The sequence below is a fragment of the Pseudomonas xionganensis genome, from assembly GCF_009763245.1.
In the GTDB taxonomy this organism is placed as follows: Bacteria; Pseudomonadota; Gammaproteobacteria; order Pseudomonadales; family Pseudomonadaceae; genus Aquipseudomonas; species Aquipseudomonas xionganensis.
Map to the genome: position 1 here is coordinate 665,636 of NZ_WKJZ01000001.1, position 12,202 is coordinate 677,837.

The window sequence follows — 12,202 nt, forward strand, 5'->3', positions numbered from 1 at the left end:
CGGGCTTCAATCTGCGGCGCCGACTGGGTATGCTCGCCGGCATGAAAAACTCCCTGCCTCTCTGCCTGATCGCCGCCCTCGCACAAAACCGTGTGATCGGTCGTGACAACCAGCTGCCCTGGCATCTGCCGGCGGACCTCAAGCACTTCAAGGCGCTGACCTTGGGCAAGCCGATCATCATGGGCCGTAAGACCTGGGATTCCCTCGGCCGCCCCCTGCCCGGACGACTCAACCTGGTGGTCAGCCGTCAGCCCGGCCTGCAGCTGCAGGGTGCCGAGGTGTTCCCCAGCCTGGACGCGGCCCTGGAGCGCGCCGAGGCCTGGGCCCGCGAAGAAGACGCCGAAGAACTGATGCTGATCGGCGGTGCCCAGCTCTACGAACTGGGCCTGGCCCGGGCCGAGCGCCTGTACCTGACCCGGGTCGGGCTGGAGCCCCAGGGCGATGCCTGGTTTCCCGTGTTTGCCGAAGCGGACTGGCACCTGTCCTCGGCCATTGAACATCCAGAAGGGCTGGAAACGCCGGGTTATGTGTTCGAGGTGTGGGACCGCAAGTAGCCGGCGTCTTTCATTGACATCGGTTAAGGCAGCCGGGCCCCGGCTCCGCTAGCCTTGATCCCTGTATTTCCGCCGGCCGGTTAACCCATGAACAAGCCCGAGACCACTCGCGACGAGGCCGATGCCATCGCCGCGCTCTTTATCCGTCATCCCCTGTGGGAAGATGCCCTGGCCATGCTGCTGGGCACCGCCATGGTGGCCCTGGGCATCACGCTATACAGCCAGGCCGGGCTGCTCACCGGCGGCACCGTGGGTCTGGCCTTTCTGCTCAAGTACTGGCTGGGCTGGCCCTTTGGTCTGGTGTTCTTTGGCCTCAACCTGCCGTTCTATGCCCTGGCCCTGTGGCGTATGGGGCTGTCCTTTACCCTGCGCACCTTCTGCGCGGTGGCCCTGGTGTCGCTGCTGGCCGAGCTGACCCCGCAGTGGATTGCCTTCGCTCATCTCAACCCGCTCTATGGCGCGCTGTTCGGCGGCTTCGCCATGGGCCTGGGGCTGCTGATGCTGTTTCGCCACAAGGCCAGCCTGGGCGGGGTGAATATCCTGGCCCTGTACCTGCAGAGCCGCTTCGACCTGCGTGCCGGCAAGGTGCAGATGGGCATCGACGTGCTGATCGTGCTGGGCGCGGTGCTGATCGTGCCGCTGGACAAGGTGGCCCTGTCGATCCTTGGCGCGGTGGCGCTGAATATGGTGCTGGCGATCAACCATCGGGCCGGGCGTTATATGGGCGTCAGCTGAAACGCAAGAGCCCGGCGCTAGGCCGGGCTCTTGTAGGCGCAGGTGCTGTTTATGGCACCAGTTTGTCCAGCAGGGCCTTGTCGCGCACCGCGCCCTTGTCGGCGCTGGTGGCCAGCAGGGCGTAGGCTTTCAGCGCCGTGGTCACTTTGCGCGGACGGTTTTCCACCGGTTTCCAGCCTTTCTTGTCCTGTTCCACGCGGCGCGCGGCCAGCTCTTCATCGCTGACCAGCAGGTTGATCGAGCGCTCGTGGATATTGATCAGGATCTTGTCGCCTTCGCGCACCAGGCCGATGGCGCCGCCCGCGGCGGCTTCCGGCGAGGCGTGGCCGATGGACAGGCCCGAGGTGCCGCCGGAGAAACGGCCGTCGGTGAGCAGGGCGCAGGCCTTGCCCAGGCCCTTGGACTTCAGGTAGCTGGTCGGGTAGAGCATTTCCTGCATGCCCGGGCCGCCTTTCGGACCTTCGTAGCGGATGATGACGATATCGCCGGCCTGCACTTCATCGGCGAGGATGCCGCGCACGGCGCTGTCCTGGCTTTCGAAGATCTTCGCGGTGCCTTCGAACACGTGGATGGACTCGTCTACCCCGGCGGTTTTCACCACGCAGCCGTCGACGGCGATATTGCCGTAGAGCACGGCCAGGCCGCCCTCCTGGGAGTAGGCGTGCTCGACGCTGCGGATGCAGCCGTTTTCGCGGTCGTCATCCACGCTGTCCCAGCGGGTGCTCTGGCTGAATGCGGTCTGGGTCGGGATGCCCGCCGGGCCGGCCTTGAAGAAGGTGTGCACGGCCTCGTCCTGGGTCTGGGTGATATCCCATTGGGCGATGGCATCCGCCATGCTCTTGCTGTGCACGGTGGCCACTTCGGTGTGCAGCAGGCCGCCTCTAGCCAGCTCGCCGAGGATGGAGATCACCCCGCCGGCGCGGTGCACGTCTTCCATATGGTACTTCTGGATATTCGGCGCCACCTTGCACAGCTGCGGCACCTGGCGCGACAGGCGATCGATGTCGCGCAGGTCGAAGGCCACTTCGCCTTCCTGGGCGGCAGCCAGCAGATGGAGGATGGTGTTGGTCGAGCCACCCATGGCGATGTCCAGCATCATGGCGTTCTCGAAGGCCTTGAAGTTGGCCACGTTGCGCGGCAGCACCGACTCGTCGCCCTCGCCGTAGTAACGCTGGCACAGCTCGACGATCAGGCGGCCGGCGCGCAGGAACAGCTGTTCGCGATCGCTGTGGGTGGCCAGGGTCGAGCCGTTGCCGGGCAGCGACAGGCCCAGGGCCTCGGTCAGGCAGTTCATCGAGTTGGCGGTGAACATGCCCGAGCAGCTGCCGCAGGTGGGGCAGGCGCTGCGCTCGTATTCGGCGACCTTCTCGTCGCTGGCCGTGTCGTCGGCGGCGATCACCATGGCGTCGACCAGGTCCAGGCCGTGGCTGGCCAGCTTGGTCTTGCCCGCTTCCATCGGCCCGCCAGAGACGAATACCACCGGAATGTTCAGGCGCAGGGCGGCCATCAGCATGCCGGGGGTGATCTTGTCGCAGTTGCTGATGCAGACGATGGCGTCGGCGCAGTGAGCGTTGACCATGTACTCGACGGAGTCGGCGATGATCTCGCGGCTCGGCAGGGAATAGAGCATGCCGTCGTGGCCCATGGCGATGCCGTCGTCCACCGCGATGGTGTTGAATTCCTTGGCCACGCCGCCGGCGCGCTCGATCTCGCGGGCCACCAGCTGGCCCATGTCTTTCAGGTGTACATGGCCGGGCACGAACTGGGTGAAGGAGTTGGCGACGGCGATGATCGGCTTCTTGAAGTCTTCGTCCTTCATCCCGGTGGCGCGCCACAGGGCACGGGCGCCGGCCATGTTGCGGCCTTGGGTGGAGGTTTTCGAGCGGTAATCGGGCATGACGAACATCCTGCGGGCTTAATCGGGTCAGGGGCGGCCGGCACTGGGGCTGGGCGAGTATTGGGGCCTATGGTGAGCCGGGATCAGGCCCAAGGCAAACGGATGTAAGCATTTGCCGGGCTGTGGCCTGGGGCGGTGCGGGATGGGGCACCGACCTGGCCGGGTCTCGAACGCCTGGGTGGGGCGGCAGTGGGGTGATTCTAATCCCACTGCGCGCCGGGGCGAAAGCGCGGCGCGTCCGGTGGCCGGGCTAGTCGATGCGCTCGACGCCGCGCAGGCGCTCGGCGCGGCGGCGCAGCAGCTCGATGGTGACCAGCAGGGCGATGGACACCAGAATCAGCAGGGTGGCGATGGCCAGGATGCTTGGGTTGATCTGCTCGCGCAGGCCCGAGAACATCTGCCGCGGAATGGTGCGCTGCTGCGGGCCGGCCATAAACAGGATCACCACCACCTCGTCGAAGGAGGTGATAAAGGCAAACAGCGCACCCGAGATCACCCCTGGGCGGATAAGCGGCATGATGATGTCGAAGAATACCCGCAGCGGCGTGGCCCCCAGGTTCAGGGCGGCGCGGGCCAGGCTGTAGTCGAAGCCGGTGAGGGTGGCGGTGACGGTGATGATGACAAAGGGCGTACCCAAAGCCGCATGAGCGATGATCACGCCGAGGTAATTGCCGGCCAGGCCCAGATCGGAATAGAAGAAGAACATGCCGGCGGCGGTGATGATCAGCGGCACGATCATCGGTGACAGCAGCAGGGCGGTGATCAGCCGCCGCGCCGGCATATCGTCGCGGGCCAGGCCCACGGCGGCGCAGGTGCCCAGCACGGTGGCGATCAGGGTGGCGAAGATGCCGATCAGAAAGCTGTTCTTGATCGCCAGCGTCCATTTCGTGTCACTGAAGATGGCTTCATACCAGCGCAGGGAGAAGGCTTCAGGCTGCAGGGTGAGCATGCCCTCGGTAAAGCTGAAGAAGGGCTCGACATTGAATGACAGCGGGATGATCACCAGGATCGGCAGAATCAGAAACAGCAGCACCAGCCAGGAGCTGGTTTTCAGCAGCCAGCTGCCCAGGTGGTGCCAGAAGCCGTAGTAGGCGGGAATCTTGGACATATCAGCTCATCCCAGTTTGATATTGCTGGCGCCGACGAAGCGGTCGTAGACCCAGTACAGCAGCAGGATCAGGCCCAGCAGCAGCGAGCCCAGTGCCGCGGCCAGCTCCCAGTTGTTCGAGCGCTGCATATGGAAGGCGATGATATTGCTGATCATCTGCCCATCGGTGCCGCCGACCAGGGCCGGGGTGATGTAGTAGCCGACCGAGATGATAAACACCAGCAGCGCCCCGGCACTCAGCCCCGGCAGGGTCATGGGGAAATAGATGCGTGCGAAGGCCGGCAGCGGCTTGGCACCCAGGCTCATGGCGGCGCGCAGGTAGCTGGGGTCGATGCCGCGCATCACGCTGTACAGCGGCAGGATCATAAAGGGCAGAAGGATATGGGTCATGGCCACCACGGTGGCGAACGAGGTGTAGAGCATCTCGTAGGGTTGACCGATGACGCCGATGCCGAGCAGGAAGGAGTTGATCACCCCGTTGGTCTGCAGCAGGGCGATCCAGGCCGTGGTACGCACCAGCAACGACGTCCAGAACGGCAGCAGCACCAGCACCATCAGCAGGTTGGCGCGGTTTTCCGGCAGCCCCGACAGGTAATAGGCCAGGGGATAGCCGAGCAGCGCGCAGAGCAGGGTGATGACCAGGGCCATATTCAGCGTCTTGGTATAGAGCTGTACATAGATCTGCGTGTCTTCGCGTACCTGGATGCCCTGCTCGGGGTGTATCTCCAGATCCAGCGCGGTGAGGTAGTAGTCATAGGTGTAGACCTGGCCGGCACGCTGAATGGCGAACCACAGCTGGGGCTTTTCCCAGTTCTTGTGCGCCTTGAGCAGGGTTTCGGCGCCTTCGGCTTGCAGCTGGCTCTCGCTCAGACGGCCGACCCGGCGGGCACTGGCCTTGACCACGCTGGACATGCCGGTATAGGCCCGGTTGAACTCTTCGGCCAGCTTGCCCGACAGGCGCTCGGCGTTGAGCTTGTGCAACTCCACGGCGAAGGTCTGCAGGGTCTGGCGGTCCGGCGTGCTCTTGCCGTCCCAGCGCTGCAGTTCGCTGAGGGTTTGCGGAATCAGTTCGGCCACGATCGGATGGTGCACGCTGCGCCACAGCATGCTGGCAATCGGGGCGACGAAGGTAATCAGGATAAACACCAGCAGCGGTACCACGAACAGAAAGGCGGTGAGGCGTTTCTTGTTGCGGGCATTGGCGGCCTGGCCGGCTTCTAGGGTGGTCAGGGAGGACAAGGCGTTACTCCAACAATCATGGTGAGGCAGCCCTCACCCCAACCCCTCTCCCGGGGGAGAGGGGCTTTTACAGGCGTTACTTCAGCAGCCACTCATTGAACTTCTCGCCGAGGGACTCGCCATAGTCGGCCCAGAACTCGGAACCGGCCTGGATGCCCTTGTCCAGGTGGGCGGTGGGCAGGTGCGGCGCGGCACTCTGGTCAGCCAGGGGCATGGACGACTTGCGGGTCGGGCCGTAGGCCACGTCCGGCATGCCGGCCAGGGGCTTGGAGCCGGTGGCGTACTTGATGAACTCCATGGCCAGCTCCTTCTTCGGCGAGCCCTTGACGATGGCCCAGGCATCCAGGTCATAGACATGGCCGTCCCAGACGATCACGAAGGGTTTGTTCTCCTGGCGAATGGCATCGTAGAAGCGCCCGTTGGCCGACTGCACCAGCACCGCGCCGCCGTCGTTGAGCAGCTGCGGGGCCTGGGACCAGGAGTCGAACCAGACGATGTCGTTCTTGATAGTGGCCAGCTTGTCGAAGGCGCGCTGCTGGCCTTCCGGGGTGGACAGCACTTCATAGACATCCTTGGGCGCCACGCCGTCGGCCAGCAGTGCCCACTCCATGTTTACCTGGGGGCGCTTGCGCATGGCGCGCTTGCCGGGGATCTTGGCGGTGTCGAAGAAGTCGGTGATGCTCGCCGCCTTGGTGCCACCGATGGTCTGCTCGTTATAGGCGAACACCACCGACCAGACGATATTGCCCACTGCGCAGTCGCTGGCCAGGGCCTCGGGGATAAAGTCGTCGGCGGCCGGAGTGCCGTCCACACCCTCGGGCAGCACGCTGTGGTCGAGGGTTTCCAGCAGGCCTTCGGAGCAGGCGCGCTCCAGGTCGATCACTTCGAAGTCGACCACATCCCACTGGATATTGCCGGACTCGACCTGGGCCTTGATCTCGGCCACGCCACCGGAGTAATCCTCGAACAGCACCTTGACCCCGCTGTCCTTCATATAGGGATCGACCACGTGTTTCTGTTGCGCCGCGCCATAGGCGCCGCCCCAGGACACCACGGTCAGGCTGTCCTGGGCGCTGGCGGCAAAGCTTGCCGTGCCCAGGGCCGCAGCCAGGGCGAAGGTGGAAAAGCGGGTAGTCAGTGTTCTAGCCATTACGATGCTCCATTGCTTCGGTTGGTAGGGTCACGCGACGGGACGATCCAGGGCCTGGCTGTCTTGCGGCAGCCAGGCCAGGGCGACTTCTTCCTTGGCACTGAGTTGCGGGGCGCTGCTGTCATTCATGTTCTTGACCACCAGTTCGGTGCCATCGGCAGTCTCGAAGTGGTAGCGGATGTATTCGCCGACATAGTGGCGGGTGACGAAACGCGCCATCACCTGATTGCCGGCGCCGCCCAGGCGGTCGTTGAAGCTGAGCTTCTCCGGGCGGATGGAAACCGTGGTCGGCTGGCCCACCTCGGTGCAGTTGGCCTTGAGGGTGCTGACCAGGCCGCCATCTTCCAGGCGCACCTGCACGCTGTCTTCGCCCACGCTTTCGATCACGCCCTTGAGCTTGTTGCTCTCGCCGATAAAGTCGGCGACGAACAGGTTGGCCGGGCGCTCATAGAGCACATGGGGCGGCGCGCACTGCTGGACGATGCCGTTGTTGAACACGGCGATGCGGTCGCTCATGGTCAGGGCCTCGGTCTGGTCGTGGGTCACATAGATCACGGTGAAACCGAGCTGCTCGTGCAGGCGCTTGATCTCGAACTGCATCTGCTCGCGCAGCTTCTTGTCCAGGGCGCCCAGGGGTTCGTCCATCAGCACGATATCCGGGGCGAAGATCAGCGCCCGGGCCAGGGCCACGCGCTGGCGCTGGCCGCCGGAGAGCTGGCCGGGATAGCGGTTGCCGAAGTCCAGCAGTTCCACCAGGGACAGGTATTCGTCGACCTTGGCGCGGATCTCGTCCTTGGGCCGTTTGCGGATCTTCAGCGGATAGGCCAGGTTCTCGCGCAGGGTCATATGGGGGAACAGGGCGTACTGCTGGAACACCATGCCGATATTGCGCGCGTAGGGGGCGATGCTGGTGACCGAGCGGCCGTTGATCAGGATCTCGCCGCTGGTCACATCCTCAAAACCGGCGAGCATCATCAGGCAGGTGGTCTTGCCGGAGCCGGAGGGGCCGAGCAGGGTGATAAATTCGCCCTTGGCCACATCCAGGTTGAAATCCTTGACCACCAGGCTCTTGTGGTCGTAGGTCTTCTTGACGTTGGTGAATTGCAGGAACGCTTTGTCCCCAGCCAGGTCAGCCATACCCCTCCCCATATTCCTTGAAAACGAACCGGCGGCTTATGGCCTGTGGTTCGACTGTGCAAAGCGGCGGGCCTCGTTTCTTCTGGTGTCGGGCCAACCTTGTTTGCCACTGAGATAGCAATATGCAGGCCAGCCGTTGGCAAAGCTACGGCTGACGCATCGTTCAGCTTTTCAAGCCTAGTACAGGGGCGTATTTACGCCAGGCCGAGTGAGGCGCTGGGTAACACTTTGGGGCAGGATGAGGCGCTGCACCTGCCGCCATGCGCGCGGCAGGTGCATGAAGGGAGGTTAGCTATTGGGCAGCAGCCGGCAGGTCAGGCTCTTGATATAGCGGGTTTCGGCAATGGCCGGGTGCACCGGGTGATCCGGGCCCTGGGCGCCGCGTTCGAGCAGCTGGATATTGCGATCCAGATGACGGGCGCTGGTCAGCAGGATGTTCTGCAGGTTGTCTTCCTCCAGGTGCATGGAGCAGCTGGCGCTGACCAGGATGCCGTCCTTGTTGAGCAGGCGCATGGCGGTTTCGTTGAGGCGGCGGTAGGCGGCCTCGCCGTTCTTGATGTCCTTCTTGCGCTTGATAAAGGCGGGTGGATCGGCGATCACCACGTCGAAGCGTTCTTCGGCGCTCTTCAGTTCGCGCAGGGCGGCAAATACATCGCCTTCCACGCAGGTGACCTTTTCGGCGCAGCCATTGAGGGTGGCATTGCGTTCCACACCATCGAGGGCAAAGCCCGAGGCGTCCACGCAGAACACTTCGCTGGCACCAAAGGCCGCCGCCTGTACGCCCCAGCCGCCGATATAGCTGAACAGGTCGAGTACGCGCTTGCCCTTGACGTAAGGCGCCAGGCGCGCGCGATTCATGCGGTGGTCGTAGAACCAGCCGGTCTTCTGCCCTTCGATCACCGGTGCCTCGAACTTCACCCCGTTCTCTTCTAGGGCAACCCACTCCGGCACCACGCCGAAGGCGGTGTCGACATAACGCTCCAGGCCCTCGGCATCGCGGGCGGCGGAGTCGTTCTTGAACAGGATGCCGCTGGGCTTGCACACCTGGATCAGGGCGGCCAGTACGTCGTCCTTGTGTCGTTCCATCGTGGCGGAAGCCAGCTGCACCACCAGAATGTCGAAGAAACGATCCACCACCAGACCTGGCAGCAGGTCGGAGTCGCCGTACACCAGGCGGTAGCAGGGCTGCTCGAACAGACGCTCGCGCAGGCTCAGGCAGACGTTGAGGCGGTGCACCAGCAGGGATTTGTCCAGCACGTGCTTGGTGTCGCGTGACAGCAGGCGCGCGCAGATCAGGTTGTTCGGGCTCATGGCCACCACGCCCAGAGGCTTGCCACCGGCGGCTTCGAGAATGGCCTGATCGCCTGCGGCAAAGCCGTGCAGCGGGGTGGCTGCGACGTCGATCTCGTTGCTGTAGACCCACAGATGGCCGGCGCGCAGGCGTCGATCGGCATTGGCTTTCAGGCGCAGGCTGGGCAGGGACATAGGGGCGGGCTCCGGGAGAAAAAGAGCGGAATTATAGCGGGTTCATCAGCGTCGCGGCGGTTACAAAAGTCAGCTGCCGAAGTCTTCGCCCTTTGGCTAGACTGTGGCCTGTTTCTCATTTCCGGTTGTCCGTCATGGCCCAAGAGCTTTCCGCCGAATATATCCAGCAGGTGCTGCAGGGCATCAGTGTGCCGCCGCAGCCGCAGATCATGGTGGATCTGCAGATGGAGCAGATCATGCCATCGCCGGATCTGAAGGCCATCGCCAAGCTGATCAGCCAGGATCCGGGCTTGTCCGGGGCCTTGCTCAAGCTGGTCAACTCGCCCTTTTTCGGTCTGACCAACCGCATTGCCTCGATCCAGCAGGCGGTCAACCTGCTGGGCTGCAATACGGTGATCAACCTGATCAATGCCCAGTCGATCCGCGGCGAGCTGACCGACGAGGCCATCGTCACCCTCAACCGCTTCTGGGACACCGCCCAGGATGTGGCCATGACCTGCCTGAGCCTGGCCAAGCGCATCGGCTACCAGGCCGCCGATGAGGCCTATACCCTGGGGCTGTTCCACAACTGCGGCATCCCGCTGATGATCAAGCGCTTTCCGCACTATATGACGGTGCTGGAGGAGGCCTATGCCAGCGCCAGCGACGAGCGCCGTGTGGTCGACACCGAGAACCGCCTGCTCAATACCAACCATGCGGTGGTTGGCTATTACGTGGCCAAGTCGTGGAACCTGCCGCTGCACCTGTGCGAGGCCATCGCCAGCCATCACAACGCCCTGGCCATTTTCCGCGACGAGTCCGGCGACGCTCAGCTCAAGACCCTGTTGGCCATTCTCAAGATGGCCGAGCATATCTGCGCCAGCCACAAGGTGCTCGGTGGTCAGGCCTTCGATCATGAGTGGCAGTGCATCGAGCAGCTGGTGCTGGAGTATGTCGGGCTTTCCGAGTATGACTTCGAGATGCTGCGCGAGAGCATCCGCGATCTCAGCCTCTGAGCCCTGCTGCCTCCACTGTGGATTGCTGGTAAGGTTGCCGGCGATTTTGCCTTGAAGTGCCACCATGCCCGAATTGCCTGAAGTCGAAACCACCCGCCGCGGCATTGCTCCCTACCTGGAGGGCCAGCGCGTCAGTCGGGTGCTGGTGCGTGAACGCCGCTTGCGCTGGCCCATTCCAGAGGACCTGGATATTCAACTGTCCGGACAGCGCATCGAGTGTGTGGAGCGGCGCGCCAAGTATCTGTTGATCAAGGCCGAGAGCGGCAGCCTGATCAGCCACCTGGGCATGTCCGGCAGCCTGCGCCTGGTTCCGGTGGGCACCCCGGCGGCCAAGCATGAGCATGTGGATATCGAGCTGGAGTCGGGCCTGGCCCTGCGCTACACCGACCCGCGGCGTTTCGGCGCCCTGCTCTGGAGCAGCGACCCGCTGCAGCACGAGTTGCTGCGCAAGCTGGGTCCGGAGCCCTTGACCGAGCTGTTCGATGGCGAGCGTCTGTTCCAGCAGTCCCGTGGCCGCAGCATGGCGGTCAAGCCCTTTATCATGGATAACGCGGTGGTGGTCGGGGTCGGTAATATCTACGCCAGCGAAGCACTATTCGCCGCCGGTATCGACCCGCGCCGCGAGACCGGCTCCATCTCCCGGGCGCGTTATTTGAAACTGGCGGATGAAATCAAACGCATCCTCGCCCATGCCATTGAGCGCGGTGGGACGACTCTGCGTGACTTTGTCGGCGGCGATGGTCAGCCGGGTTATTTCCAGCAGGAGCTGTTTGTCTACGGTCGTGGCGGCGAGTTCTGCAAGAACTGCGGCAGCACCCTTCGCGAGGTCAAGCTGGGCCAGCGGGCCAGTGTCTACTGCCCGCGCTGCCAGCGTTGAAACGAACCCGATAAAAATAAGAAACACCGAGGTCAAGATGTCCGGTAATTACCTGCCTTCCAATCCCCTGGCCGAGTGGCTGGGGCGTACGGTGCTGAAACTGATGGGCTGGCGTATCGAGGGCGAGTTGCCCAGGCTCGACAAGTTTGTCGCCATCGGCGCGCACCATACCTCCAACTGGGACTTCGTGATCTTTATCGCGCTGAAATTCGTGCTGCGCCTCAATGCCCGCTGGTTCGGCAAGCACAGCATTTTTCGCTGGCCCTTCGCCGGCCTGATGCGCGCCTGGGGTGGCATCCCGATCCGCCGCGACCGGCAGCTCAATACGGTTGAGCAGGCCGTACAGGCCTTTCGTGATAACCGTGAATTTATCCTGGTGTTGTCCCCGGAAGGCACGCGCAAGAAGGTCGAGCGCTGGAAAATGGGCTTCTACCATATCGCCCTGGGTGCTGGCGTACCCATCGTTCTGGGGGCCTTGGACTATGGCAACCGGCGGGTGGTGATCGGGCCAACCTTTTACCCCACGGGCAACGAGCAGGCCGATCTGCGGGCCATGCTCGACTTCTTTCGCCCCTTTGTGCCGAAAAAGCCCGAATATGCCTTTCACGGCGATTGACGCCGGTCACGCTGACAATTGTCAGAGCGCTGTTATAGTTGTTGTTACCGCCTCCTAATAGCTGAAGGATCGCCCCATGAAACTGTTCCGCTCGACTGCTGTTGTTCTGGCTCTGACTACTGGTCTGCTGGCGCTGCCGGCCCATGCTCAGCAGAATGCCAGCGGTGACCCGATGTATACCACTGAATATCCGAAGACTTTTTCCATGATTGGTGATCTTTTTATCGCTCGACCTTTTCTTATTGCAGCTACTGCTGTTGGAGCCGGTGTCTTTGTTGTGTCGCTGCCTTTTTCAGCGGCAGGTGGGAATATTAAAGAGGCCGGTCGATCACTGGTAGTTGAGCCAGGAATGGCTGCGTTTGTCCGTTGCCTAGGCTGTACGACTGTCGGTTACCGTAAGGACTGATGT

The 12,202-nt window shown here is 63.1% G+C and carries 12 protein-coding genes; 6 read left to right on the forward strand and 6 right to left on the reverse strand.

Translation table 11 applies throughout. The annotated features are described in order from the left end of the window. Positions 1–29 precede the first annotated feature (29 nt). Together GJV18_RS03040 and GJV18_RS03045 are read left to right on the forward strand one after the other, a co-directional pair. A complete protein-coding gene (locus tag GJV18_RS03040; protein WP_160343245.1) occupies positions 30–554 on the forward strand; it encodes a dihydrofolate reductase in 525 nt (174 codons plus the stop codon). Positions 555–641: 87 nt separating this feature from the next. Next, positions 642–1,289 (forward strand): YitT family protein, encoded by a 648-nt coding sequence (locus GJV18_RS03045; RefSeq protein WP_160343246.1) that lies wholly within the window; start codon positions 642–644, stop codon positions 1,287–1,289. Positions 1,290–1,338: 49 nt separating this feature from the next. Here GJV18_RS03045 and ilvD read toward each other — a convergent pair whose 3' ends face one another. From ilvD to GJV18_RS03075, 6 genes are all read right to left on the reverse strand, one after another. Beyond that, positions 1,339–3,186: a dihydroxy-acid dehydratase gene (ilvD, locus tag GJV18_RS03050; RefSeq protein ID WP_160343247.1), complete on the reverse strand. Its 1,848-nt coding sequence runs from the start codon at positions 3,184–3,186 to the stop codon at positions 1,339–1,341. Between the two features lie 250 nt (positions 3,187–3,436). Next, positions 3,437–4,294, reverse strand: a complete 858-nt coding sequence (locus tag GJV18_RS03055) for an ABC transporter permease (protein WP_160343248.1) — start codon at positions 4,292–4,294, stop codon at positions 3,437–3,439. Between the two features lie 6 nt (positions 4,295–4,300). Next, positions 4,301–5,533: an ABC transporter permease gene (locus GJV18_RS03060; protein ID WP_160343249.1), complete on the reverse strand. Its 1,233-nt coding sequence runs from the start codon at positions 5,531–5,533 to the stop codon at positions 4,301–4,303. Positions 5,534–5,609: 76 nt separating this feature from the next. Beyond that, entirely contained in the window at positions 5,610–6,683 is a 1,074-nt protein-coding gene (locus tag GJV18_RS03065) for an ABC transporter substrate-binding protein (protein ID WP_160343250.1), read from the reverse strand. Positions 6,684–6,713: 30 nt separating this feature from the next. Beyond that, complete coding sequence (locus GJV18_RS03070) at positions 6,714–7,820, reverse strand: ABC transporter ATP-binding protein (protein ID WP_160343251.1); 1,107 nt, start codon at positions 7,818–7,820, stop codon at positions 6,714–6,716. Between the two features lie 288 nt (positions 7,821–8,108). After that, positions 8,109–9,305: a class I SAM-dependent rRNA methyltransferase gene (locus GJV18_RS03075; RefSeq protein WP_160343252.1), complete on the reverse strand. Its 1,197-nt coding sequence runs from the start codon at positions 9,303–9,305 to the stop codon at positions 8,109–8,111. 188 nt (positions 9,306–9,493) lie between these two features. Between GJV18_RS03075 and GJV18_RS03080 the strand changes: the two genes are divergently transcribed. From GJV18_RS03080 to GJV18_RS03095, 4 genes are all read left to right on the forward strand, one after another. After that, a complete protein-coding gene (locus tag GJV18_RS03080) occupies positions 9,494–10,300 on the forward strand; it encodes an HDOD domain-containing protein (protein WP_160345955.1) in 807 nt (268 codons plus the stop codon). 64 nt (positions 10,301–10,364) lie between these two features. Then, positions 10,365–11,177, forward strand: coding sequence for a bifunctional DNA-formamidopyrimidine glycosylase/DNA-(apurinic or apyrimidinic site) lyase (mutM, locus tag GJV18_RS03085; RefSeq protein ID WP_160343253.1), 813 nt, complete (start codon positions 10,365–10,367; stop codon positions 11,175–11,177). Positions 11,178–11,214: 37 nt separating this feature from the next. After that, positions 11,215–11,793, forward strand: coding sequence for a lysophospholipid acyltransferase family protein (locus GJV18_RS03090; protein ID WP_160343254.1), 579 nt, complete (start codon positions 11,215–11,217; stop codon positions 11,791–11,793). Between the two features lie 76 nt (positions 11,794–11,869). Further along, complete coding sequence (locus GJV18_RS03095; RefSeq protein WP_160343255.1) at positions 11,870–12,199, forward strand: multidrug transporter; 330 nt, start codon at positions 11,870–11,872, stop codon at positions 12,197–12,199. Positions 12,200–12,202: the final 3 nt, after the last annotated feature.

Bases quoted from the DNA above. Each gene is read 5' to 3' on its own strand.
- GJV18_RS03040 (WP_160343245.1), top strand. From the start codon at position 30: ATGCTCGCCGGCATGAAAAACTCCCTGCCTCTCTGCCTGATCGCCGCC.
- GJV18_RS03045 (WP_160343246.1), top strand. From the start codon at position 642: ATGAACAAGCCCGAGACCACTCGCGACGAGGCCGATGCCATCGCCGCG.
- ilvD (WP_160343247.1), bottom strand. From the start codon at position 3,186: ATGCCCGATTACCGCTCGAAAACCTCCACCCAAGGCCGCAACATGGCC.
- GJV18_RS03055 (WP_160343248.1), bottom strand. From the start codon at position 4,294: ATGTCCAAGATTCCCGCCTACTACGGCTTCTGGCACCACCTGGGCAGC.
- GJV18_RS03065 (WP_160343250.1), bottom strand. From the start codon at position 6,683: ATGGCTAGAACACTGACTACCCGCTTTTCCACCTTCGCCCTGGCTGCG.
- GJV18_RS03070 (WP_160343251.1), bottom strand. From the start codon at position 7,820: ATGGCTGACCTGGCTGGGGACAAAGCGTTCCTGCAATTCACCAACGTC.
- GJV18_RS03075 (WP_160343252.1), bottom strand. From the start codon at position 9,305: ATGTCCCTGCCCAGCCTGCGCCTGAAAGCCAATGCCGATCGACGCCTG.
- mutM (WP_160343253.1), top strand. From the start codon at position 10,365: ATGCCCGAATTGCCTGAAGTCGAAACCACCCGCCGCGGCATTGCTCCC.
- GJV18_RS03090 (WP_160343254.1), top strand. From the start codon at position 11,215: ATGTCCGGTAATTACCTGCCTTCCAATCCCCTGGCCGAGTGGCTGGGG.
- GJV18_RS03095 (WP_160343255.1), top strand. From the start codon at position 11,870: ATGAAACTGTTCCGCTCGACTGCTGTTGTTCTGGCTCTGACTACTGGT.